This window comes from Dokdonia donghaensis DSW-1 (assembly GCF_001653755.1).
GTDB classification, from domain to species: Bacteria; Bacteroidota; Bacteroidia; order Flavobacteriales; family Flavobacteriaceae; genus Dokdonia; species Dokdonia donghaensis.
Genome location: NZ_CP015125.1, coordinates 3039930 through 3065237, shown reverse-complemented (window position 1 = coordinate 3065237; position 25308 = coordinate 3039930). Strand labels below are relative to the sequence as shown.

The 25308-nt window shown below is 38.0% G+C and carries 21 protein-coding genes and 5 tRNA genes; 24 read left to right on the top strand and 2 right to left on the bottom strand.

What is annotated here, in order from left to right; translation table 11 throughout:
* Positions 1 to 67: 67 nt before the first annotated feature.
* A complete protein-coding gene (gene tatC, locus I597_RS13410; protein ID WP_035325204.1) occupies positions 68 to 907 on the bottom strand; it encodes a twin-arginine translocase subunit TatC in 840 nt (279 codons plus the stop codon).
* Complete coding sequence (locus I597_RS13405) at positions 907 to 1872, bottom strand: KpsF/GutQ family sugar-phosphate isomerase (RefSeq protein WP_021778458.1); 966 nt, start codon at positions 1870 to 1872, stop codon at positions 907 to 909. Before I597_RS13405 ends, tatC begins: the two co-directional genes overlap by 1 nt.
* Before the next feature lie 85 nt (positions 1873 to 1957).
* On the opposite strand from I597_RS13405, the gene I597_RS13400 reads away from it, so the two are divergent.
* The 24 genes from I597_RS13400 (at position 1958) to I597_RS13285 (ending at position 25304) form a co-directional block, all read left to right on the top strand.
* Complete coding sequence (locus I597_RS13400) at positions 1958 to 4153, top strand: RecQ family ATP-dependent DNA helicase (protein ID WP_035325203.1); 2196 nt, start codon at positions 1958 to 1960, stop codon at positions 4151 to 4153.
* Between the two features lie 103 nt (positions 4154 to 4256).
* A complete protein-coding gene (locus tag I597_RS15060) occupies positions 4257 to 4487 on the top strand; it encodes a hypothetical protein (protein ID WP_021778460.1) in 231 nt (76 codons plus the stop codon).
* Positions 4484 to 5503 carry a potassium channel family protein gene (locus I597_RS13390; protein ID WP_035325202.1) on the top strand — a complete coding sequence of 340 codons (1020 nt, stop codon included), beginning with the start codon at positions 4484 to 4486 and terminating at the stop codon, positions 5501 to 5503. Before I597_RS15060 ends, I597_RS13390 begins: the two co-directional genes overlap by 4 nt.
* 97 nt (positions 5504 to 5600) lie before the next feature.
* Entirely contained in the window at positions 5601 to 7286 is a 1686-nt protein-coding gene (locus tag I597_RS13385) for an alanine/glycine:cation symporter family protein (protein WP_035325201.1), read from the top strand.
* A gap of 11 nt (positions 7287 to 7297) precedes the next feature.
* Positions 7298 to 8182, top strand: coding sequence for a helix-hairpin-helix domain-containing protein (locus tag I597_RS13380; RefSeq protein WP_035325200.1), 885 nt, complete (start codon positions 7298 to 7300; stop codon positions 8180 to 8182).
* Positions 8183 to 8236: 54 nt separating this feature from the next.
* Positions 8237 to 9421: an acyl-CoA dehydrogenase family protein gene (locus tag I597_RS13375; RefSeq protein WP_035325199.1), complete on the top strand. Its 1185-nt coding sequence runs from the start codon at positions 8237 to 8239 to the stop codon at positions 9419 to 9421.
* Positions 9422 to 9504: 83 nt separating this feature from the next.
* Positions 9505 to 9699 (top strand): 30S ribosomal protein S21, encoded by a 195-nt coding sequence (gene rpsU, locus I597_RS13370; RefSeq protein ID WP_013749868.1) that lies wholly within the window; start codon positions 9505 to 9507, stop codon positions 9697 to 9699.
* 158 nt (positions 9700 to 9857) lie between these two features.
* Positions 9858 to 10748: a tyrosine-type recombinase/integrase gene (locus I597_RS13365; protein WP_035325198.1), complete on the top strand. Its 891-nt coding sequence runs from the start codon at positions 9858 to 9860 to the stop codon at positions 10746 to 10748.
* Between the two features lie 68 nt (positions 10749 to 10816).
* A complete protein-coding gene (locus I597_RS13360; RefSeq protein ID WP_021778466.1) occupies positions 10817 to 11122 on the top strand; it encodes an HPF/RaiA family ribosome-associated protein in 306 nt (101 codons plus the stop codon).
* A 109-nt stretch (positions 11123 to 11231) separates the two neighbouring features.
* A tRNA-Thr gene (locus I597_RS13355) sits at positions 11232 to 11305 on the top strand.
* 101 nt (positions 11306 to 11406) lie between these two features.
* Positions 11407 to 11488: transfer RNA gene (locus tag I597_RS13350), tRNA-Tyr, on the top strand.
* Between the two features lie 47 nt (positions 11489 to 11535).
* A tRNA-Gly gene (locus I597_RS13345) sits at positions 11536 to 11608 on the top strand.
* A 48-nt stretch (positions 11609 to 11656) separates the two neighbouring features.
* Positions 11657 to 11728: transfer RNA gene (locus I597_RS13340), tRNA-Thr, on the top strand.
* A 117-nt stretch (positions 11729 to 11845) separates the two neighbouring features.
* A complete protein-coding gene (tuf, locus tag I597_RS13335) occupies positions 11846 to 13033 on the top strand; it encodes an elongation factor Tu (RefSeq protein WP_035325197.1) in 1188 nt (395 codons plus the stop codon).
* Positions 13034 to 13163: 130 nt separating this feature from the next.
* Positions 13164 to 13236: transfer RNA gene (locus tag I597_RS13330), tRNA-Trp, on the top strand.
* Between the two features lie 102 nt (positions 13237 to 13338).
* Positions 13339 to 13542 carry a preprotein translocase subunit SecE gene (gene secE, locus I597_RS13325; protein WP_021778468.1) on the top strand — a complete coding sequence of 68 codons (204 nt, stop codon included), beginning with the start codon at positions 13339 to 13341 and terminating at the stop codon, positions 13540 to 13542.
* 10 nt (positions 13543 to 13552) lie between these two features.
* Complete coding sequence (nusG, locus tag I597_RS13320; RefSeq protein ID WP_035325196.1) at positions 13553 to 14107, top strand: transcription termination/antitermination protein NusG; 555 nt, start codon at positions 13553 to 13555, stop codon at positions 14105 to 14107.
* A gap of 82 nt (positions 14108 to 14189) precedes the next feature.
* Positions 14190 to 14630, top strand: coding sequence for a 50S ribosomal protein L11 (gene rplK, locus I597_RS13315; protein WP_021778470.1), 441 nt, complete (start codon positions 14190 to 14192; stop codon positions 14628 to 14630).
* A gap of 21 nt (positions 14631 to 14651) precedes the next feature.
* The gene (rplA, locus tag I597_RS13310) at positions 14652 to 15350 is read left to right on the top strand and encodes a 50S ribosomal protein L1 (RefSeq protein ID WP_021778471.1); all 699 of its coding nucleotides are present in this window, start codon (positions 14652 to 14654) and stop codon (positions 15348 to 15350) included.
* Between the two features lie 15 nt (positions 15351 to 15365).
* Complete coding sequence (gene rplJ / locus I597_RS13305) at positions 15366 to 15887, top strand: 50S ribosomal protein L10 (protein ID WP_021778472.1); 522 nt, start codon at positions 15366 to 15368, stop codon at positions 15885 to 15887.
* 56 nt (positions 15888 to 15943) lie between these two features.
* Positions 15944 to 16318: a 50S ribosomal protein L7/L12 gene (rplL, locus tag I597_RS13300; RefSeq protein ID WP_021778473.1), complete on the top strand. Its 375-nt coding sequence runs from the start codon at positions 15944 to 15946 to the stop codon at positions 16316 to 16318.
* A gap of 194 nt (positions 16319 to 16512) precedes the next feature.
* On the top strand, positions 16513 to 20334 hold the full coding sequence (gene rpoB, locus I597_RS13295; protein ID WP_201771774.1) for a DNA-directed RNA polymerase subunit beta: 3822 nt from the start codon (positions 16513 to 16515) through the stop codon (positions 20332 to 20334).
* Positions 20335 to 20430: 96 nt separating this feature from the next.
* Positions 20431 to 24732, top strand: a complete 4302-nt coding sequence (gene rpoC / locus I597_RS13290; RefSeq protein ID WP_035325195.1) for a DNA-directed RNA polymerase subunit beta' — start codon at positions 20431 to 20433, stop codon at positions 24730 to 24732.
* Between the two features lie 251 nt (positions 24733 to 24983).
* Entirely contained in the window at positions 24984 to 25304 is a 321-nt protein-coding gene (locus I597_RS13285; protein WP_021778476.1) for a DUF3467 domain-containing protein, read from the top strand.
* Positions 25305 to 25308 lie beyond the last annotated feature (4 nt).

The following is a 25308-nucleotide window of genomic DNA, read 5'->3' as shown; positions in this document are numbered from 1 at the left end:
GTAAGTGGGGGTTTACGCTTTCGCGAAAGCGTACAACGATTAATTATTAATAATTTTTGCCTGTTTCTTATGCGAGACCGGCTTTTTTGAGTCGGCGTTTTTCTCTTGTTATTACACCTCTTGAGATAAAAATACTAACCTCGTAAAGTATAATTATCGGTATAGCAACAATGACTTGTGTTGATATATCTGGCGGTGTGATTATGGCCGCCAAAATTAATACAATTACAAGCGCATACTTTCTGTTTTTCTTTAAAAATTCTGGTGTAACTAGGCCTATTTTAGTTAAAAAATACATAATGATAGGTAGTTCAAATATAAAACCAGAAGCTAGTACAGATGCACGCACAAGCCCTATAAATGAGTCTATGTCAAATTCATTTTGAACGGCTTCAGATATTTTAAAAGTGGCAAGAAAGTTTATAGAAAGTGGTGCTACTACAAAGTATCCAAATGCTGCTCCCATAAAGAAAAGCAATGAGGCAACAACTATAAAACCCTTACTAGATTTACGCTCATTCTCATATAAGCCTGGTGAGATAAATTTCCAAAATTCATAAAGTATGTATGGAAAACCTATCACAACGCCCGCCATAATGGAGGTCCATATAGCTGCGCTAAACTGTCCTGCAACCTTTCTACTCTGTATAATAAAGTCCATATCACCATCTGCAATGCATCCTTTTTCGGCCCCAAAGAAGCGTGATATCTCACAGAGTATGTCGTAAGAAACAAAGTCAGGACTTTGTGGCCCAAAGATGATTTTAAAAAGTGTTCCCTTAAAAATAAAAGCGACTACACCTATGATAACTACTGCTAGTGTTGCTCTTATTAAATGCCATCTTAATTCTTCAAGATGATCCAGAAAGGACATCTCATCAGGGTGTTTTTTTTCTTTTTTTGCCATTATGCGATTCCTTCTTTTATGAGGTCGTGTATATGTACAACGCCAGCATAGTTACCATCTTTTACGACCAGAAGCTGGCTTATGTTATGTTCTTCTAGAATATCTTTTGCAGCGATTGCCATAGCTGTGTGATTTACAGTTTTTGGATTTTCGCTCATAATCTGTTGTGCTGTAAGCCCTTCTAGTGAGTCGTTTTTTGCAAGCATTCTACGGAGGTCTCCGTCTGTGATTATTCCTTGTATAACCCCATTCAAAACGACGGCGGTTACACCTAGTCTTTTTTTAGAGATTTCAACGATAACCTCTTTAATGCTTGCATCTGGTGTTACTGCAGGGTTTTGATGTGTGGCACATATATCTTGTACTGTAAGATATAATCGCTTGCCTAACGCACCTCCTGGGTGATACTTTGCAAAGTCTTTTTCTGTAAAACCTCTCAGGTCTAGTAATGCTACAGCAACTGCATCACCTATAACGAGCTGTGCAGTGGTGCTTGTAGTAGGGGCAAGGTTATTAGGGCAAGCCTCTTCTTTTACAAAGGCGTGCAAAACATAGTCTGCCTCATTGCCTAAAAATGATGTTTTATTTGAAGTAATTGCAATGAGTGTATTCTCGGTTTTCTTAATAAGTGGGACTAAGGCTTTAATCTCTGGTGTTGTACCGCTCTTTGAGATACATATTACAATATCATCTATAAGTATACTCCCTAGGTCGCCGTGTATCGCATCTGCCGCGTGCATAAATAGTGCAGGAGTACCTGTACTGTTAAGTGTTGCAACTATTTTTTGAGCTATAATGGCGCTTTTACCTATACCTGTAATAACAACTCTACCCTTTGATGAGTAAATAGCTTGCACTGCTTGAGCAAATTCTTCATCTATAAGTGACGATAGATTTGCAATGGCAGCCTGCTCAATGTTAATGGTTTTCTGTGCGCTAGCAATGATTTGCTGAGTTATGTTCAAAACTTGGTTTTGTTATGATTTGTTTAACGTGGGGAAATTACTATCTTTAGAAAACACAAAGGTATGTAAAAATGCATTTGAATAGATGAAGACAGAACAAATAGACTTACACAAAGAACTTAAGAAATATTTTGGCTTTGGTCAGTTTAAGGGTTTGCAGGAAGAGGTAATAAAAAGCATTGTAGGAGGAAACCACACCTTTGTTATAATGCCTACTGGTGGTGGTAAATCGCTATGTTACCAACTGCCAGCTCTTATAGCAGAGGGAACCGCTATTGTGGTGTCTCCTCTCATAGCTCTTATGAAAAATCAAGTAGATGCCTTGCGCGGTATCTCACAAGATGAGGGCATTGCTCACGTTTTAAATAGTTCTCTTACTAAAGGAGAGATTAAAACGGTTAAAGAGGATATAGCAAGAGGTGTTACAAAACTGCTATATGTTGCTCCAGAATCACTTACCAAAGAAGAAAATGTAGAGTTCTTACGTGAGCAGAAAATATCTTTTCTGGCTATAGACGAGGCACACTGTATCTCAGAGTGGGGTCACGACTTTAGACCTGAGTATAGAAACCTTAGAAAGATTATAGGAAGAATAGGTGATAATATCCCTATCATAGCTGTAACAGCTACTGCCACACCAAAAGTGCAAGAAGATATTCTTAAAAACTTAGGGATAACAAACGCAAATACTTTTAAAGCTTCCTTTAATAGACCTAACCTTTATTATGAAGTGCGCCCTAAAGCAGCACAAGTAGATGCAGATATCATTCGCTTTGTAAAGCAAAATGAAGGTAAGAGCGGCATAATCTATTGTCTTGCACGTAAACGCGTAGAAGAGCTAGCACAAACTCTACAAGTTAATGGTCTTAAAGCAGTGCCTTATCACGCAGGTCTAGATGCAAAGACTAGAGCAAGACATCAAGATATGTTCTTAATGGAAGATGTAGATGTTGTGGTTGCAACCATAGCCTTTGGTATGGGTATAGATAAGCCAGATGTGCGCTTTGTGATTCATCACGATATACCTAAAAGTATTGAGAGCTATTATCAAGAAACAGGTCGTGCTGGTCGCGATGGAGGCGAGGGCCATTGCCTTGCTTTTTATGCCTACAAGGATATTGAGAAGCTCGAGAAGTTTATGAGTGGTAAACCTGTAGCAGAGCAGGAGATAGGTCACGCACTATTGCAAGAAGTAGTCGCATTTGCAGAGACAAGTATTTCTAGAAGGAAGTTCATTCTACACTATTTTGGTGAAGAGTTTGATAACGCTACTGGAGAAGGTGGGATGCTGGATGATAATATGCGCAACCCAAAAAAGAAGCACGAAGCAAAAGATGAACTTGTAAAAGTGCTTACTGTAATACGTGATACAAAAGAAATTTATAAGAGTAAAGAAGTAGTTTTCACGCTTAGGGGTAAGGAAAATGCAATCATCACCTCTCATAAAACACACGAGCAAGCATTCTTTGGAATAGGTAAAGACCAGAAAAAAGAATATTGGTTTGCACTATTAAGACAAGCTATTGTCGCAGGATATATTAAAAAAGATATAGAGACTTATGGTGTGATAAAAATGACACCTAAAGGTCTTTCTTTCATAGAAGAACCATCTTCATTTATGATGACAGATGATCATACCTTTGGGGTAGATGCAGACAATACAATTATCTCTGCCCAAAAAGCTGGAGGCGCAGATAAAAAACTGATGGAAATGCTACGTGACTTGCGCAAAAAGGTTGCAAAAAAGCTCGATGTACCTCCATTTGTAGTTTTTCAAGACCCATCATTGCAAGATATGGCTATAAAGTACCCTATTACCATTCAAGAGCTTGGTAACGTACACGGAGTAGGCGATGGAAAGGCAAAAAAGTATGGAAAAGATTTTGTAAAGCTCATACAGACTTATGTGGAGGAAAATGATATTCTCCGTCCAGATGATCTTGTTGTTAAAAGTACAGGGGCAAACAGTGGTCTTAAACTTTATATTATACAAAATGTAGATCGTAAACTGCCGCTAGATGATCTTGCTTCTGCAAAGGGTAAGGAAATGCCAGATTTTATTAAAGAGATGGAAGCCATAGTTTTTAGTGGTACCAGACTCAATATAGACTACTGGATTAATGACATTCTTGATGAAGATCAACAAGAAGAGTTACACGATTATTTTATGGAGGCAGAGACAGATAAGATAGATGTAGCTATGGAAGAGTTTGATGGAGAATATGAAGATGAGGAGCTTCGTCTGTATAGAATTAAATTTATGAGCGAGGTCGCAAACTAGGCTCTTTTAGCGTGAGGTGTATAATTACGCTTTCGCGAAAGCGTAACAAAAAGCATCGCCTCCACAACCACTTTTAGTTACAATAGTTTTTTTAAGTACAACGATGCTAAAATTTGTTTACAACATACGACACTATTTTGAAAAACGTGGCTTTTACGTGTCATCGAGGCTTGCAGATAGGTTAGGTATGCGAGCAAAGAATGTACGTCTTTTTTTTATTTACGTATCGTTTGCAACGCTGGGAGCAGGTTTTGCATTGTACCTAACCGTAGCCTTCTGGCTTAAATTAAAGGATCTCATTTATACAAAACGAACCTCTGTTTTTGATCTATGAGACTATTCTCTCTATTTAAACATAAGATTTATCTAGCCGTTATACTTCTTGTAATTACCTTAACTATAGGTGTATTAGGATATAAGTTTATTGCAGACTATAGCTGGGTAGACGCTATGTATATGACGGTTATAACCATTACCACGGTAGGTTTTGGAGAGGTGGTGCCACTCACTCCAGAGGCAAAGATTTTTACTATAATACTTATATTACTTAGTGTAGTAATTGTAGGTTTTGCTATTACCGTAATCTCTGAGTATATATTGAGCAGAAGTTCTTACAATGATTTAATACATAGAAAGGTGCAACAGGAAATAGATAAAATGAATGATCACATTATAGTATGTGGTTATGGTCGTAATGGTCAAGAAGCTGTTCAAAAATTAATGGCATACAACAAGCAGTTTGTTGTGATTGAAATGGACACAGATATTATTGAAAAATATGAATCTGATAAGAATATTCATTTTGTAAATGGTAATGCAAATGAAGATGAAATTCTTGAAAAAGCAGGTATAGACCGTGCATCTGCATTATTATGTGCATTGCCTGAAGATGCAGATAATCTCTTTATTGTATTAAGTGCGAGGCAGCTTAATAGTACATTAAAAATTATAAGTAGAGCCACGGCAGAAACTTCACAAAAAAAACTCAAACTTGCTGGCGCAGATAATGTGATTATGCCAGATCGCATAGGTGGTGACCATATGGCATCACTGGTGGTTGTTCCAGATCTTATTGAATTTTTAGACAACTTATCTGTAGTGGGAGAGGAGGATAGTATAAATGTTGAGGAAATAGGTTTTAGTCAAGTATGTCTAGATGGTAAAGAAGCCACTATTAAAGAAATTAATTTACGGTACAGAACTGGGTGTACTATTATAGGATATAGATCTCCATCTGGTAAGTACATTGTTAACCCTGAGGCAGATATGAGGATAGAGAAAGAATCTAAACTCATCGTTATAGGAAGGCCTGAACAAATCAAAAAACTACACGCTACTTTCGGTATTTAGTAAATGTGTACTATTTTAAGAGACTTTCCTTTGAATAAGGGGCATTTTTTTAGATATTGCTAGCTGAATTTTTATTATAACCAAACACATACATATGATGAAGAAATATCTTCTATTCATTTTATCAGCATTTATTCCATTAATTTCATTTGCACAAAACAACCAAGAAGTAGGAATTGATCAAAAAATTGATCAAGCATTCCAGCCTGTTTCAGATTTCTTTTCTGCTATCGTATTTTTTGAAGTAGCAGGTACTCCATTTGTACTTATATTACTTGTAGCAAGTGCTGCATTTTTTACAATTTACTTTGGTTTTCCAAACATTAGATATTTCTGGAGAGCTATCCAGACGGTACGTGGTAAATATGAAGATATTGAAAAACACGGGGCTACAGAGCTTTATGGAGAAGATGGTATCGCTCAAGGGCAAGATCTTACTAAAGTAGACATTGAAGATCATATTGAAAAAATAGATGACAACCTCGCTGTAGATGGTGACATTGTAGACACAATACGTGATGAAAGTTCAGATGGTGAAGTTTCTCACTTTCAAGCACTGGCAACAGCAGTTTCTGGTACCGTAGGTAATGGTAACATTGCGGGGGTTGCGCTAGCAATCGCATTAGGAGGACCAGGTGCAACATTCTGGATGATAGTTTGTGGTTTATTAGGGATGTCTACAAAATTTGTAGAGTGTACTCTAGGAGTACAATACAGAGATGTAGGTGAAGATGGTACCGTATACGGAGGGCCTATGTATTACCTTACTAAGGGGCTTAAAGCAAGAGGATTTGCAACACTAGGTAAAGTAGCAGCTGTAATTTTTGCAATCTTCTGTATAGGTGGATCTTTTGGTGGAGGTAACGCTGCACAATCTAACCAGGCAACCATTGTACTTAAAGAAATGTTTAATATGACAAGTGCAGCCTCTGGTTTTATAGTAGGTATTGTTCTTGCAATTATAGTAGGTATTATCATTATAGGTGGTATAAAACGTATTGCTCAGGTAACTGAGAAGGTGGTACCATTTATGGCAGTTATGTATGTTCTTGCTTGTTTATATATCATCTTTAGTAATTTTAGTCTTATAGATGATGCTGTAGCACTTATAGTGCAAGAAGCTTTTACTCCTACAGCAATTGGAGTAGGAGGTTTTATAGGAGTTCTACTAGTTGGATTTAAAAGAGCTGCCTTTTCAAATGAGGCTGGTGCAGGTTCTGCATCTATTGCGCACTCTGCAGTACGCACAAAATATTCTGCAAGTGAGGGGTTAGTTGCATTATTAGAGCCTTTTATTGATACAGTACTTATCTGTTCTATGACAGCCTTAGTAATCATAATCTTCAATTTCGGAGGATTCTTTGAGTATGGAGGAGACGGTACAGGAGCAGTATTAATAGGTGGGGAATCTTTTGAGGGAGCAGGTATTACATCAAAGGCATTTGCAGAGTACATTCCTTACTCTAACGTGTTCTTAACGATAGCAGTTGTACTATTTGCAGTATCAACTATGATCTCTTGGTCTTACTACGGGTTACAGTCTTGGAAATTCCTTTTCGGGCGTGGTAAAGTAGCAGATCTTGTATATAAAATATTATTCTTAACCTTTGTAGTGGTAGGAGCTTCTGCAAGTATGAATTCAATCTGGGCATTCTCAGACGCAATGATATTTGCAATGGTATTCCCTAATATGGTAGGTCTTTTCTTCTTATTCCCAGTAGTGAAAAAGCAGCTTAAAAGATACCTTGATGCTATAAGGCTTAAGGAGCAAGCTATAGACTAAGATCACATAAGATGAAACTATTTAAATCCCATTTTGTTTACGACAGACGTAAGCGAAATGGGATTTTGTTTTTTGCCATACTTTGTCTTGCGTGTCTAGGTGTTATTGCGGTTAGTAAAAGTCTTAAAGATTCACCCGCTGCGCAACCGCAAGAAGATGCTCGTGTCCTCGCTTTTCAAAAAGAAATAGACTCGCTTAAAGCAATTGAGCTAGAAAGAAGAAAGCCTAAAATTTATCCTTTTAACCCTACATTACTCACAGATTATAATGGGTATAAACTCGGGATGAGTACAGAACAGATAGATAGGGTAGTACGCTTTCGCGAAAGCGGAAAATGGTTTAACTCCACAGCAGAGTTTCAGCAAGTCTCAAAAGTATCAGACTCACTACTGGCACAAATATCTCCCTATTTTAAATGGCCAAAATGGTTGCTGGAGCAACGTAAAACTCCACAAAAGAAAAACAATTATAAGAAGAAGTGGAAAACGGCCGAAGAGAAAGGAATGCTCAATAGCATAACTTATGAAGATCTACTCGCAATAGAGGGTGTAGATGAAAATGCTGCTACTGCTATTATACGACACCGTGATAAGGTGGGAGGTTATCAAGTAGATTTTCAGATTTACAGTGTCTATGGTGTAGATAAATCTATAAAGAGACTTGTGCTTAATCATTATACGGTAAAAAACAAACCGGAAATACGTTTTGTAAACGTAAATACCGCGACAGCATCAGACCTTTCTACCGTTCCATTGCTTAATTTTGATTTGGCAAAAGAAATAGTAGACTATCGTACGCTTAGAGAGGGAATTAGCTCACTAGAAGAATTGAAAGATTTGGAGGGTATGACAGACTTCAAATATGACATAATAGCGTTATATTTACAAATAAATTAAAATGTGCTATGATTACCTGCGATATCTTCAGTAAGCAGGGATAAAAATAAGAATATGACAGATATGTATTTTACAGAGGAACATAACCTCTTTCGCGAAAGCTTAAAAGATTTTCTTCAAAAAGAAGTAGTCCCACATATTGACAAATGGGAAGAAACTGGACAGATAGAACGTTTTATCTGGAAGAAATTTGGAGATATGGGATTCTTCGGGATTGCTTATCCAGAGGAGTACGGAGGGATGAACCTTGATTTCTTTTATACTGTAATACTACTAGAGGAGTTACAGAAGATTAATAGTGGAGGATTTGCAGCTGCTATATGGGCGCACGCTTATCTAGCGATGACGCACCTCAATGCAGAGGGAGATACGAGAATAAAGTCTGAATATCTTGCGCCTAGTATCGCTGGTGATAAAATAGGGTGTCTGTGTATTACAGAACCTTTTGGGGGGAGTGATGTTGCGGGTATGCGCACAACAGCTGTAAAAGAAGGTGATCACTATATTATTAATGGCTCAAAAACCTTTATTACAAACGGTGTTTACTCAGACTATCTAGTGGTTGCTGCAAAGACGGCACCAGAGCTAGGAGGTAAGGGTATGAGTATATTCCTTTTAGATAGAGATATGCCTGGTATTAATGCAACAAAACTTGATAAACTAGGTTGGAGAGCATCAGATACTGGTGAGATTTCTTTTGATAATGTAAAAGTTCCTGCCGAAAATTTAATGGGGGAGGAAAATGCTGGTTTTGGGTACATAATGCAACACTTTGCATCAGAACGTTTAATTATGGGTGTTAATGCTCACGCTAGAGCCGAGTATGCTATAGAGTATGCGTTAGGTTATATGAAAGAGCGTACCGCTTTTGGAGTTACAATCGATAAGTTTCAGGCATTACGTCACAAGCTAGCAGAACGTACAGCAGAGGTGGAGATGTCTAAAGCTTTTAATTATACAGTGGCTCATCGTCTAGGTAATGGCGAGTATGTGGTAAAAGAAGCGACTATGTCTAAGCTTACAGCAACAAAAATTGCAGATGAGGTAATTTATGATTGTTTACAGATGTTAGGAGGTTACGGTTATATGGAAGAATACCCGCTAGCTCGTATGTTACGTGATAGTCGCCTAGGCCCTATAGGTGGAGGAACATCTGAAATCTTACGAGAAATCATTGCAAAAATGGTTATCGATAAGAAGACTTACAAGCCTAAAACTGAAGAAATTTCAAAAAAATAAAGGTTACTGTTGCGGGATTGCTTTTTAAGCGTATCTTTGCAGTCTGAAAACCGAATAAGAATTTAAAGAAAGGAGGTCCCACTATGTTAATTATACCAGTAAAAGACGGAGAAAATATAGATAGAGCGCTTAAACGTTTTAAGCGTAAATTTGATCGCACAAAGACTATGCGTAATCTTAGAGAGCGCAAGCAGTTTACAAAGCCTTCTGTAGTAAGAAGACGTGAGATTCAAAAAGCATCATACATTCAAGGAATGAGAGATGCAGAGAATATCTAATATTTATTAATCCGTCGTCACGTATAGCGTGATCTGGATTAACAGGGAGACTCATCCTCTCTCAATCATATATAACCGTTGTGTTGTAAAGTGTATCTTTACAGTACAACGGTTTTTTATTGCTTGTAATTTGATCGTGTGTTTATATTGTTTTTATAATGTCACTTAAACCATTCTTAGAATATCTCAATCTTGAGAAAAATTATAGTAAGCATACGGTGCTTGCTTATGAGAAGGATGTTACAAGTTTTTTTGTCTTCTTAGAAAACAATTATGGAGAAAGGGATCCAGTTAAGGTAGCTTATGCTCAGATAAGAGCCTGGATTATATCGCTGGTTGATGCGGGAATGTCTAGTCAAAGTGTAAATAGAAAGGTGTCTTCTCTTAAGTCATATTATAAGTTTTTACTTAAAACGGGGGATATTTTAGTATCGCCGCTCGTAAAACATAAATCTCTTAAGGTTTCAAAACGAGTACAAATTCCATTTTCCGAAAAAGAAGTAGTTGTTGTACTTAAGGAATTAAGAGAATCTCAAGACTTTATTTCACTACGCGATCTTCTTATAGTAGAATTGTTATATGGTACTGGGATGAGGAGGGCAGAGCTTATTGATCTAACTATAGGCAGTGTAGACTTTTCTCAAAAAATACTTAAAGTAAAAGGTAAAAGAGATAAAGAACGTTTTATACCATTGCTACCGGGAGTAATAACAACCCTAAAGAGATATATGGTTGAGCGAGTGCAGGTGGCTCAGTCTGGTAATAATGAACCTTTACTTGTTACTTTAAAAGGGTTAAAAGTGTATAGCACCCTTGTTTACAGAGTTATAAATCGTTACTTTAGTGAGGCTTCAGATAAGTTTAAGACGAGCCCGCATATATTAAGACATTCTTTTGCGACTCACCTTCTCAATCAAGGAGCAGATTTAAACGTTGTAAAAGAGCTTTTGGGTCACGCGAGTCTAGCCTCTACACAGGTTTATACACATAATAGTATAAAGGCTCTTAAAGATGTATACTCAAAAGCCCATCCTCGCACTAAAAAATAGAAGAACAACGTTTAATATGTGAAACACTACGAGAGTGTTTTGTGTGTAACCAATTAAACCATATTCTTATGAAAGTAACTGTAGAAGCTCCAAAGTTTGATGCAGATGTCAAACTCACAAATTTTATAAAGAAGAAAGTCGGAAAATTGGAACATTTTTATGATAAGATTATTCATACCGATGTTTATCTAAAACTAGAGCCTAACGAAAGGCCAAATAATAAAATTGTAGAATTATTAGTAAGTGTGCCTGGCGATGAATTTATAGTTAAAAAGATGGCAAAATCTTTCGAAGAGGCTACAGATGTGTGTGTTCAGTCTATGGAAAGAATACTTTTAAAACGTAAAGAAAAAATAAGATCACGTGTGATGTAATTTTTTTTCAAAAAAAGTTTGGGTAGGGATAAAAATTACCTACATTTGCAGTCCGTTAGAAATAGCGGACTTTTTTATGCTTCTTTTGGAAAGTATGAGTGAGTAAAAAGCCGATGTAGCTCAGCTGGCTAGAGCAGCTGATTTGTAATCAGCAGGTCGTGGGTTCGAGTCCCTCCATCGGCTCTTTTTTTAACTTAAAAATAAAGTTAAAAAGTTCTTTAAAATATTGTTTTATTATCAAAAAGATTTGCTTAGTTTTGCGCACTGAAATTTGATAACAAATAGGGGAGATACTCAAGCGGCCAACGAGGACTGACTGTAACTCAGTTGTTTTTAACTTCGCAGGTTCGAATCCTGCTCTCCCCACACCTTTAATCTCACTCTGTATTATAATATAGAGTGGGTTTATAAATGCGGGAGTAGCTCAGTTGGTAGAGCGTCAGCCTTCCAAGCTGAATGTCGCCAGTTCGAACCTGGTCTCCCGCTCTAAATGCCTTTGAGGTGTTGAGCTTTCGCGAAAGCGTAAATTTACCAGCCGACGTAGCTCAGGGGTAGAGCGTTTCCTTGGTAAGGAAGAGGCCACGGGTTCAATTCCCGTCGTTGGCTCAAAATAAAATATTAATAATGAGTGCTGGTCGCACTCACTTTTCGTGTTTAAATGAGAAGGGACTCGATCACTAGTAAATAGTACACTAATAATAACTAAGATTAAATAATTACATTATGGCAAAGGAAACATATGATCGTTCGAAACCCCATTTAAATGTTGGAACTATCGGGCACGTAGATCACGGTAAAACAACTTTAACTGCTGCGATTACGAAAGTATTGGCAGATGCTGGTTATTCAGAAGCTTCTGCTTTTGATCAAATTGATAATGCTCCTGAGGAAAAAGAAAGAGGTATAACAATTAACTCTTCACACGTTGAGTACGCGACTGAAAACCGTCACTACGCACACGTTGACTGTCCAGGTCACGCCGATTACGTAAAGAATATGGTAACTGGTGCTGCTCAAATGGATGGTGCTATTCTTGTAGTTGCTGCTACAGATGGTCCTATGCCACAAACTCGTGAGCACATCCTTCTTGGTCGTCAGGTAGGTATTCCACGTATCGTTGTATTTATGAATAAAGTAGATATGGTTGATGATGAGGAGCTTCTTGAGCTTGTAGAGATGGAGATTAGAGATCTTCTTTCTTTCTACGAGTATGATGGAGATAATGGTCCTGTTGTAGCTGGTTCTGCACTTGGAGCGTTAAACGGTGAGCAAAAATGGGTTGATACAGTATTAGAGCTTATGGCTGCTGTTGATTCTTGGATCGAAGAGCCATTACGTGAGACTGAAAAAGATTTCCTAATGCCTATTGAGGATGTATTCTCTATTACTGGTCGTGGAACTGTTGCTACAGGTCGTATCGAAACTGGTATCGCAAACACTGGAGATCCTGTTGAGATCATCGGTATGGGTGCTGAGAAACTTACTTCTACTATTACAGGTATTGAGATGTTCCGTCAGATCCTTGATAGAGGTGAGGCTGGAGATAACGCTGGTATCTTATTAAGAGGTATTGAGAAGTCTCAAATCTCTAGAGGTATGGTAATCGTTAAGCCAGGATCTGTAACACCACACGCTAAGTTTAAAGCTGAGGTTTATATCCTGAAGAAAGAAGAAGGTGGACGTCACACTCCATTCCACAATAACTACCGTCCACAGTTTTACGTACGTACAACTGATGTAACTGGTAACATCGGTCTTCCTGATGGAATCGAGATGGTAATGCCTGGTGATAACTTAACTATTACTGTTGAGCTTATCCAGCCTATCGCACTTAACATCGGACTTCGTTTTGCAGTACGTGAAGGTGGTAGAACAGTAGGAGCTGGTCAGGTTACTGAGATTTTAGATTAATTTTATCTAGATAATAAATAAAAGTAAAGGTGTTCTGTTTTTTCAGAACGCCTTGACTTTTGTTAAAGAGAAGGTTATTACGCTTTCGCGAAAGCGTAAAAATTATCTCAAGTAGGTTAGTCCTACGGATACGGGTTTAGCTCAGTTGGTAGAGCACTGGTCTCCAAAACCAGGTGTCGTGAGTTCGAGTCTCTCAACCCGTGCAATTTATGAGTATTTACACAATGTGTCTTGCTCATTAGAATTTTGGAATTTACTAGAAGATTATTAGATATCTTATCTACTTCTAAAACGATATAACTATTATGGCTGGATTAATTAATTACGTTCAAGAATCATATAACGAATTGAAAAATCACGTAACGTGGACACCACTTCCAGAGGCTCAGCGTCTTATGGTTGTAGTAGCTGTGTTTTCGATACTATTTTCTTTAGCTATATGGGGTGTTGATACTGTTTTTAGCAATGTAATTAAGTTATACTTTGATAAAATAGTAGGAACAAATTAATTAAGACGATATGGCTAAAGCAAACAGCACCAAACAGTGGTATGTGGTAAGGGCCGTTAGTGGTCAAGAGAATAAAGTTAAGGCATATATCGAGCAAGAAATTTCACGATTAAGTCTAGAGGATAACATTGAGGAAGTTTTAGTTCCTACAGAAAAGGTTATTCAAATACGTAATGGTAAGAAAGTAAACAAAGAACGTGTTTATTTTCCAGGTTACATAATGGTTAAAGCAAATTTAGCTGGAGAAATACCTCACATCATTAAGTCTATTAATGGTGTTATAGGATTTTTAGGAGAAGTGAAAGGTGGTGATCCTGTGCCGTTAAGAAAGGCGGAGGTGAACCGTATGCTAGGTAAGGTAGATGAGCTTGCTGTAAAACAAGACAGCGTGACAATACCATTTACTATAGGTGAGACTATCAAGGTTATAGATGGTCCTTTTAATGGTTTTAATGGAACTGTTGAAAAAGTAAATGAAGAAAAGCGTAAGCTTGAGGTGATGGTGAAGATTTTTGGAAGAAAAACACCATTAGAGCTTAGCTATATGCAGGTTGAAAAGGTATAAGAAATTAATTGTTACATTAATATATTTTGGATTTTGTTCTATTGCTTCCACTTTATGAACAGATCAGTTTAAATTTTTAGAAATGGCAAAAGAAGTAAGTAAGGTTGTAAAGTTACAAGTACGAGGAGGTGCCGCAAACCCTTCTCCACCAGTAGGACCTGCTTTAGGTGCTGCCGGCGTAAATATTATGGAGTTCTGTAAGCAGTTTAATGCTAGAACTCAAGATAAAGCTGGTAAAGTACTTCCTGTTGCGATAACTGTATATAAGGATAAGTCTTTTGATTTTGTAATCAAGACTCCTCCTGCAGCAGTTCAACTATTGGAAGCAGCTAAAGTAAAGAGTGGATCTGGTGAACCAAACCGTAAGAAGGTTGCAAAAGTTACTTGGGATCAAGTACGTGCAATTGCAGAGGACAAAATGCCTGACCTTAATGCATTCACTGTGGAAAGTGCAATGAAAATGGTAGCAGGTACAGCTCGTTCAATGGGTATAACGGTTAAAGGTGGAGATGCACCAGCTTAACAGCTTAAAAAGAAAACAATAATGGCAAAATTAACAAAAAAGCAAAAAGAAAATCAGTCTAAGATTGAAGCGGGTCAAACCTACAATCTAGCTGAAGCTTCTGCTTTAATCAAAGAAGTAAGTAACGTAAACTTTGACCCTTCTGTAGATATTGCTGTACGTCTTAATGTAGATCCTCGTAAAGCAAACCAGATGGTGCGTGGCGTGGTAACTCTTCCTCACGGAACAGGTAAAGACGTAAAAGTGCTAGCTCTTGTTACTCCAGATAAAGCGGGAGAAGCTGAGGCAGCAGGAGCAGACTACGTAGGTCTTGATGAGTACCTTGAGAAAATCAAAGGTGGTTGGACAGATGTAGACGTTATAATCACAATGCCTAGTGTAATGGGTAAATTAGGACCTTTAGGACGTGTCTTAGGACCACGTGGTTTAATGCCTAACCCAAAGACAGGTACAGTAACTATGGATATTGCAAAAGCAGTTTCTGATGTAAAGGCTGGTAAAATTGACTTTAAAGTTGATAAGACTGGTATCATCCACGCCTCTGTAGGTAAGGCATCTTTTGATGCAGAAAAAATTGCTGGTAATGCAAGAGAATTAATAACAACATTAGTAAAGCTTAAGCCTACAACTGCAAAGGGTGTTTACATAAAAAGTATTTTTATGTCAAGTACAATGAGCCCTTCTGTAGAGGTTGATACTAAGCGTTTTGCTACTGACTAGTTTAAATTTTAGATTATGACAAGAGAAGAAAAATCAATAGTAATTCAAGATTTAACTACGCAGTTAGGAGAGAACGCTCACATTTACCTTACTGATATTTCTGGACTAGATGCTGGGACGACTTCAAATTTACGTCGTGCTTGTTTCAAGGCAGGAGTAAGTTTATCTGTAGTTAAGAACACATTGCTTGCAAAAGCAATGGAAGCATCAGACAAAGATTTTGCAGAACTTCCTGAAGTTTTAAAAGGAAACACTGCAATTATGTTTTCTGAGACTGGAAATGCACCAGCAAAGGTAATTAAGGAATTTCGTAAGAAATCTGAGAAGCCTTTATTAAAAGGAGCATTTATAGAAGAAGCTATCTACGTTGGAGATGATCAACTAGATAACCTGGTAAATATCAAATCAAGAGAGGAACTTATTGGAGACATCATTGGATTACTTCAATCGCCTGCTAAGAACGTTGTTAGCGCTCTTAAGTCAAGTGGAGGAACCCTTGCTGGTATTATCAAAACCCTTTCTGAGAAGGAAGGTTAAGCAGTACGCACTATTATTTATTATATAACAATTACAATTTTCAAAAACGATAGAAAATGGCAGATTTAAAAGAATTCGCAGAACAATTAGTTAACCTTACAGTAAAAGAAGTAAACGAGTTAGCTACTATTTTAAAAGATGAGTATGGTATCGAGCCTGCTGCTGCAGCTGTAGCTGTTGCTGCTGGTGGAGCTGGTGGTGGAGACGCTGCTGAGGAGAAGTCAGAATTTGACGTAATCCTTAAGGCTGCTGGAGCTTCTAAGCTTGCTGTAGTTAAGCTTGTAAAAGAATTAACTGGATTAGGTCTTAAAGACGCTAAAGGATTAGTAGATGGTGCTCCATCTCCAGTTAAAGAAGGTGTTGCTAAAGATGAGGCAGAAGCACTTAAAGCTCAGTTAGAAGAAGCTGGTGCAGAAGTTGAGCTTAAGTAAGCTTACCATAATAAATAGATAAAGGTTTAGACTAGTTGTGTCTGTCAAAGGCGCAATTTGGTCTAAACCATTTGTCGTATAAAGTAGTTACCTTTTTTATGTAACTCGACTTTTTCTTGATTTCGGTCGTTAATATAAAATCTTTTTAGACTTGCTAAGGGGCAAGTTTAGTTCTAATCAAATTCCGTTCGTTGATGATGCAAGATGCAAAACAAGGAGAAAGAATCAGTTTCTCATCGGTAAAGAATAGACCTGATTATCCAGACTTTTTGGATATTCAAGTAAAGTCTTTCCAAGATTTCTTCCAGCTGGAAACAAAGTCTGATGAGAGAGGTGATGAGGGTCTTTACAATACTTTTCTCGAGAACTTCCCAATTACAGATACTCGTAACAACTTTGTACTCGAGTTTTTAGATTATTTTGTTGATCCACCTAGATATTCTATACAAGAGTGTATAGAGCGTGGACTTACTTATAGTGTGCCGTTAAAAGCACGTCTAAAATTATACTGTACAGACGAGGAACACGAAGATTTTGAAACAATCGTACAAGATGTATATCTTGGTACAATCCCATATATGACTCCTAGCGGAACATTTGTGATTAACGGCGCAGAGCGTGTTGTTGTTTCTCAATTACACCGTTCTCCAGGGGTATTCTTTGGACAGTCGTTCCACGCAAATGGAACAAAATTATATTCTGCACGTGTAATTCCTTTTAAAGGTTCGTGGATAGAATTTGCGACAGATATTAACAGCGTGATGTACGCTTATATAGATCGTAAAAAGAAATTACCTGTTACTACACTTTTCCGTGCTATCGGTTTTGAAAGAGATAAAGATATCCTTGAGATATTTGATCTTGCAGAGGAGGTTAAAGTTTCTAAAACAGGGCTTAAAAAATATCTTGGTCGCAAGCTTGCTGCACGTGTTCTTAACACTTGGCACGAGGATTTTGTTGATGAAGATACAGGTGAAGTAGTATCTATTGAGCGTAATGAGATAGTACTTGATCGTGATACAGTTCTTGAAAAAGAGCACGTAGAAGAAATTCTTGAGGCTGGAGCAAAAACTGTACTACTTCATAAAGAAGATAATCAGCAGGCAGATTATGCGATTATCCATAATACATTACAGAAGGATCCAACAAATTCTGAAAAAGAAGCTGTTGAGCATATCTATAGACAATTACGTAATGCAGAACCACCAGATGAGGAAACTGCACGTGGTATTATAGATAAGTTATTCTTCTCAGACCAACGTTACAACTTAGGTGAAGTAGGTCGTTATAGAATGAATAAGAAATTAGGTCTTGATATCGAGATGGATAAGCAGGTGCTTACTAAGCTAGATATTATTACCATTATAAAATACCTAATTGAGTTAATCAATGCAAAAGCAGAGATTGATGATATTGATCACTTATCAAACCGTCGTGTACGTACTGTAGGTGAGCAACTTTCTGCACAGTTTGGTGTAGGTCTTGCTCGTATGGCTCGTACAATACGTGAGCGTATGAACGTACGTGATAACGAAGTGTTTACTCCTATAGATTTGATTAATGCAAAGACATTGTCTTCTGTAATTAATTCGTTCTTTGGTACAAACCAGTTATCACAGTTTATGGACCAGACTAATCCACTTGCTGAGATCACGCACAAGCGTCGTCTATCTGCACTTGGACCAGGAGGTCTATCACGTGAGCGTGCAGGATTTGAGGTACGTGATGTACACTACACACACTACGGTAGATTATGTCCTATTGAAACACCAGAGGGACCAAACATTGGTCTTATATCTTCACTTGCAGTATATGCTAAGGTGAATAATATGGGATTCATTGAGACTCCATATCGTAAGGTTGAAGGTGGTAAGATAGATTTAAAATCAGAACCACAATACTTAAGTGCTGAGGAAGAAGAAGGGATGTTAATAGCGCAAGCAAACAACCCTATGAATGATGATGGTACAATTACTGAAGAAAAAGTAATTGCCCGTATGGAAGGTGATTTCCCAGTAGTAGATCCAGATACTGTACACTATGCAGATGTTAGTCCTAACCAGATTGCATCTATCTCCGCATCACTTATTCCATTCTTGGAACACGATGATGCAAACCGTGCACTGATGGGGTCGAATATGATGCGCCAGGCAGTACCACTTATTATGGCAGATGCGCCTATCGTGGGAACAGGTCTGGAACGTCAAGTAGCTACAGATTCTAGAGTACTAATTAATGCAGAAGGTGCAGGTACAGTAGAGTATGTAGATGCAAATATGATTACTATAAAATATGATCGTACAGATGATGAGCGTCTCGTAAGTTTTGACGAGGATTCTAAATCTTACAATCTTATTAAATTCCGTAAGACTAACCAGGGTACAAATATCAACCTTAAACCTATTGTAAAAGTAGGAGATAGAGTTGAGCGTGGTCAAGTATTATGTCAAGGGTATGCTACCGAGAAAGGTGAGCTTGCGCTAGGACGTAATATGAAGGTGGCCTTTATGCCTTGGAAGGGATATAACTTTGAGGATGCGATTGTAATATCAGAAAAAGTAGTACGTGACGATATCTTTACTTCTATACACATTGATGAGTACTCTCTTGATGTACGTGATACGAAGTTAGGTAACGAAGAGCTTACTAATGATATTCCTAACGTTTCTGAAGAGGCTACAAAAGACCTTGATGAGAACGGAATGATCCGTATAGGTGCAGAAGTAAAACCTGGAGATATATTAATAGGTAAGATTACTCCAAAAGGAGAGTCTGACCCTACTCCAGAAGAAAAATTACTTCGCGCAATATTTGGAGATAAAGCAGGAGACGTAAAAGATGCTTCCCTTAAAGCATCACCATCTTTACACGGTGTAGTTATAAACAAGAAATTGTTTGCTAGAGCGATAAAAGATAAACGTAAACGTGCAAAAGATAAAGAAGACATCGCAGTACTTGAAGATAAGTATGATGTGAAGTTTGACGATTTACAGGCTGTATTAATTGAAAAATTATTCAAACTTGTAAATGGTAAGACTGCTCAAGGTGTAATGAATGATCTAGGTGAAGAAGTACTTCCTAAAGGAAAGAAATTTACACTCAAGATGCTTAACTCTGTAGAAGATTACACCCACCTTACACAAGGTACTTGGACTACAGATGATAAGACTAATACACTTATTGCAGACTTATTACACAACTATAAGATTAAAGAAAACGATCTACAAGGTAACTTACGTCGTGAGAAATTTACAATCTCAGTAGGAGATGAGCTACCAGCTGGTATCATCAAACTTGCTAAGGTTTATATTGCTAAAAAACGTAAGCTTAAAGTAGGAGATAAGATGGCGGGACGTCACGGTAACAAAGGTATCGTTGCACGTATCGTACGTCAAGAGGATATGCCATTCCTTGAGGATGGAACTCCTGTAGACATCGTTCTTAACCCACTAGGTGTACCATCACGTATGAACATTGGTCAGATTTATGAGACCGTGTTAGGATGGGCAGGTCAAAAATTAGGAAGAACATATGCGACGCCTATTTTTGATGGAGCAACACTAGATCAGATTAACGCACTTACAGACGAGGCAGGTATACCACGCTTTGGTCATACATATTTATATGACGGAGGTACTGGAGATCGTTTTGATCAACCAGCAACGGTAGGAGTTATCTATATGCTTAAACTAGGGCATATGGTAGACGACAAGATGCACGCTCGTTCTATCGGGCCGTACTCTCTTATTACGCAACAACCTCTTGGAGGTAAGGCGCAGTTTGGAGGGCAACGTTTTGGTGAGATGGAGGTATGGGCTCTTGAGGCATATGGAGCTTCGGCTACATTGCGTGAGATCCTTACTGTAAAGTCTGATGACGTGATTGGTCGTGCTAAGACGTATGAGAGTATTGTAAAAGGAGAGCCTATGCCAGAGCCAGGTCTTCCTGAATCTTTCAACGTATTAATGCACGAGCTTAAAGGACTGGGACTAGACATTCGTCTAGAAGAAAAGTAAATGGTTTTTGGAAAGTGGAGTCTCTCGGGATTCCGCTTTCGCGAAAGCGTAACAACAACCATTCACAACAATAATTAATTCGACATACACAGAATTATGGCAAGAAATAATGACAATGTACAACAGCCGAAGTTTAACGCTATCTCTATTGGTCTTGCGTCTCCAGAATCTATTCTTGGGGCATCAAAAGGAGAAGTCTTAAAGCCGGAAACAATCAACTATAGAACGCACAAGCCAGAGCGTGACGGGTTGTTCTGTGAGCGTATTTTTGGTCCCGTAAAGGATTATGAGTGTGCTTGTGGTAAATATAAAAGAATACGCTACAAAGGGATCGTTTGTGACCGTTGTGGTGTAGAGGTGACAGAGAAGAAAGTACGTCGTGATCGTGTAGGACACATTAACCTTGTGGTTCCTGTGGCTCACATCTGGTACTTTAGATCTTTACCTAATAAAATAGGGTACTTACTTGGTCTTCCATCTAAGAAATTAGATATGATCATTTATTACGAGCGTTACGTGGTTATACAACCAGGTATTGCAAAGAATGAAGAGGGTGAAGACCTTAATAAAATGGATTTCCTTACGGAAGAAGAGTACTTAAACATACTTGACAGTTTACCGCAAGAAAACTTATACCTTGATGATGAAGATCCAAACAAATTTATCGCCAAAATGGGTGCTGAATGTTTGATCGAACTTTTAAGAAGAATAGATCTTAACGAGCTTTCTTATGAGTTACGTCACAAGGCAAATAACGAGACGTCTAAGCAACGTAAAACGGAGGCCCTTAAACGTCTTCAAGTTGTAGAAGCATTACGTGATGCAAATAAAAACCGTGAGAATCTTCCAGAATGGATGATTATGAAGGTTGTACCAGTAATACCACCAGAATTACGCCCACTAGTACCACTAGATGGAGGTCGTTTTGCAACATCAGATCTTAATGATCTTTACCGCCGTGTAATTATACGTAACAACCGTCTTAAGCGATTGATGGAAATCAAAGCGCCAGAGGTAATCTTACGTAATGAGAAGCGTATGCTACAGGAGTCTGTAGATTCACTTTTTGATAACACTCGTAAATCTTCTGCAGTAAAAACAGATTCTAACAGGCCATTAAAGTCTCTTTCTGATTCTTTAAAAGGTAAGCAAGGGCGTTTCCGTCAGAACTTACTTGGAAAGCGTGTAGATTACTCAGCACGTTCTGTAATTGTTGTAGGACCAGAATTAAAGTTATTTGAATGTGGTATTCCTAAGGGAATGGCAGCAGAGCTTTACAAGCCTTTTGTAATACGTAAGCTTATAGAGCGTGGTATCGTAAAGACTGTAAAATCTGCAAAGAAAATAATAGACAAAAAAGAGCCAGTAGTTTGGGATATATTAGAGAATGTTCTTAAAGGACACCCTATCCTCCTTAACCGTGCTCCTACGCTTCACCGTCTAGGTATACAGGCATTCCAGCCTAAACTTATTGAAGGTAAAGCGATACAATTACACCCACTTGTGTGTACAGCATTTAACGCCGATTTTGACGGTGACCAGATGGCAGTACACTTACCACTTGGGCCAGAGGCGATACTTGAGGCACAGTTATTAATGCTTGCTTCTCATAATATCTTAAACCCTGCAAATGGTGCTCCAGTAGCAGTACCTTCTCAGGATATGGTATTAGGTCTTTACTATATGACAAAGGCCAGAAAATCGACTCCAGAGTTTCACGTAAAAGGAGAAGGAATCACTTTCTACTCTGCAGAAGAGGTAAACATTGCCTACAATGAGAAACGTGTAGACATTAATGCGATCATTAAAATACGTGCTAAGGATTTTAATGAAAACAAAGAGCTTGTTTATAAAGTAATGGAAACGACTGTAGGTCGTGTACTATTTAACGAAGCTGTACCAGAAGAAGCTGGTTATATAAACGAAGTACTTACTAAAAAGTCACTACGTGATATTATAGGACGTATTCTTAAGGTAACAAGTGTGCCAGTTACAGCAGCTTTCCTTGACCGTATTAAGACTATGGGATATGGATTTGCATTCCGTGGAGGATTATCATTCTCGCTTGGAGATATCATTATCCCAGATGAGAAGCACGGTATGATAGACGAGGCAAACGAGCAGGTAGAAGGTATTACAGGATCTTATAATATGGGTCTTATTACTAATACAGAGCGTTATAACCAAGTTATTGATGTGTGGACATCTACAAACGCGACTCTTACAGAGCTTTCTATGAAGCGTATCCGTGAGGATCAACAAGGGTTTAACTCGGTATATATGATGCTTGACTCAGGAGCACGTGGATCTAAAGAGCAGATACGTCAGCTTACAGGTATGCGTGGTCTTATGGCAAAACCTAAAAAATCTAACGATGGAGGTGGTGCTATTATTGAAAACCCTATTCTTTCTAATTTTAAGGAAGGTCTTTCAATTCTTGAGTACTTTATCTCTACGCACGGTGCACGTAAAGGTCTTGCAGATACCGCTCTTAAAACGGCAGATGCAGGTTACTTAACACGTCGTCTAGTAGATGTATCTCAAGATGTTATTATAAACAGTACAGATTGTGGTACGTTAAGAGGAGTAGAAGTAGCTGCGTTAAAGAAAAACGAAGAGGTGATAGAGTCTCTAAGTGCTCGTATCGTAGGTCGTACATCTCTTAATGATGTTATAAACCCACTTACTAACGAGGTAATCGTTGAGGCTGGTGTTGAGATAGATGAAGATATCGCAGAGATTATAGGAGCTGCACCAATAGAAACTGTAGAAGTACGTTCTGCGCTTACTTGTGAGGCAAAGAAAGGTATTTGTGTAAAATGTTACGGTCGTAACCTAGCTACTAATAAAACGGTACAAATGGGTGAGGCAGTAGGAGTAGTTGCAGCACAGTCTATTGGAGAACCAGGAACACAGCTTACACTTCGTACCTTCCACGTAGGAGGGGTAGCAGGAGGTGTATCTGAAGACTCTAGCGTAACAGCTAAGTTTGACGGTAAACTGGAGATAGAAGATCTTAAGACAGTAATGGGAGAAGATAATGAAGGTAACCCTGCAGAAATCGTAATCTCTCGTACTTCTGAAGCAAAAGTTTCAGATCCTAAGACGGGTATCACACTTAGTACAAATACAATTCCTTACGGTTCACAAATATTTGCCAAGTCTGGTGATAAAGTGAAAGCTGGAGAAGTAATCTGTAAGTGGGATCCATTTAACGGTGTTGTGATTTCAGAATTTGCTGGAAAAATCAAGTTTGAGTCTATCGAGCAAGGTATAACTTACCGTGTAGAGACAGATGAGCAAACAGGTTTCCAAGAAAAGGTAATTTCTGAATCTAGAGATAAGAAAAAAATACCAACATTGATTATTGAGGATAGTAAAGGAAACGCGCTACGTTCTTACAACTTACCAGTAGGAGCTCACCTTATGATAGATGATGGAGATAAGATTAAAGAAGGAAAAATTCTTGTTAAAATACCTCGTAAGTCTGCAAAGGCTGGAGATATTACAGGAGGTCTACCACGTGTAACAGAATTATTTGAAGCACGTAACCCATCTAACCCAGCAGTAGTATCTGAGATAGACGGTGTAGTATCTTTCGGAAAAATAAAGCGTGGTAATCGTGAGATTATCGTAGAGTCAAAACTTGGTGAAGTTAAGAAGTACCTAGTAAAATTATCTAACCAGATTCTTGTACAAGAAAATGATTATGTAAGAGCAGGTATGCCACTTTCTGATGGTTCTGTAACGCCTAATGATATATTAAATATCAAAGGCCCATCTGCAGTACAGCAGTACCTTGTTAACGAAGTACAAGAAGTATATCGTCTACAAGGGGTGAAGATTAACGATAAGCACTTTGAGGTTGTAGTACGCCAGATGATGCGTAAAGTACGTATACAAGATCCAGGTGATACTATTTTCTTAGAGAACCAGCTTATTCACAAAGCAGATTTTATCGAAGAGAATGATGCTATGTACGGAATGAAAGTCGTAGAAGACGCAGGAGAATCTGAAAACCTTAAACCAGGGCAGCTAGTATCTCCACGTGAACTTCGTGATGAAAATTCTTTACTAAGAAGAGAAGATAAGAATCAAGTAACTGCACGTGATGTACAACCAGCTACTGCTTCTCCTATCCTTCAAGGTATTACAAGAGCATCGCTACAGACTAAGTCATTTATTTCTGCAGCATCTTTCCAAGAGACAACAAAAGTACTTAACGAAGCTGCTGTAAGCGGTAAGATAGATTACTTAGAAGGTCTTAAAGAAAATGTAATTGTAGGTCATAAAATTCCAGCTGGTACAGGTATGCGTCGTTATGATGACATTCTTGTAGGTAGCAAGGAAGATCTAGCAAATATGATGCAAGAAAAGCAAGAAGTAAACTATAACTAGTACCTATTGTACTAACAGTATAGTTAGATATAAAATCCCGTTTGACTTTTTTGTCAAACGGGATTTTTATTTTCATTGAGTATGTAAACAGCATTTTGACTAAATAATATATTAGTATTAATACAAAGTGGTAAGGTTTTTATTCCGCTTTCGCGAAAGCGCACCAATCCTTACCTTCACAATAGATAAAGTAATGTATGGACATTGCTCACTCCCATAAATTAATTTAAAAATTAACAAAGACACCGATAATGGCAGACGATAAAAAACAAAACCAAAACCAGAAGAAAATAAACATAGAGCTTACAGAAGATATGGCTCAGGGTACTTATTCTAACCTAGCAATTATAAATCACTCTGTATCTGAGTTTGTGGTAGATTTTGTAAATATTATGCCTGGCACTCCTAAAAGTAAGGTGAAGAGTCGTATAATTCTTACTCCTCAACACGCAAAGCGACTTGCTAAGGCACTAGCAGATAATGTAAAACGTTTTGAAAATGCACACGGCGTTATAAAGGACTACGAGAAGCAGCCAGTGCCACTTAATTTTGGACCTACAGGTCAAGCCTAAGTCG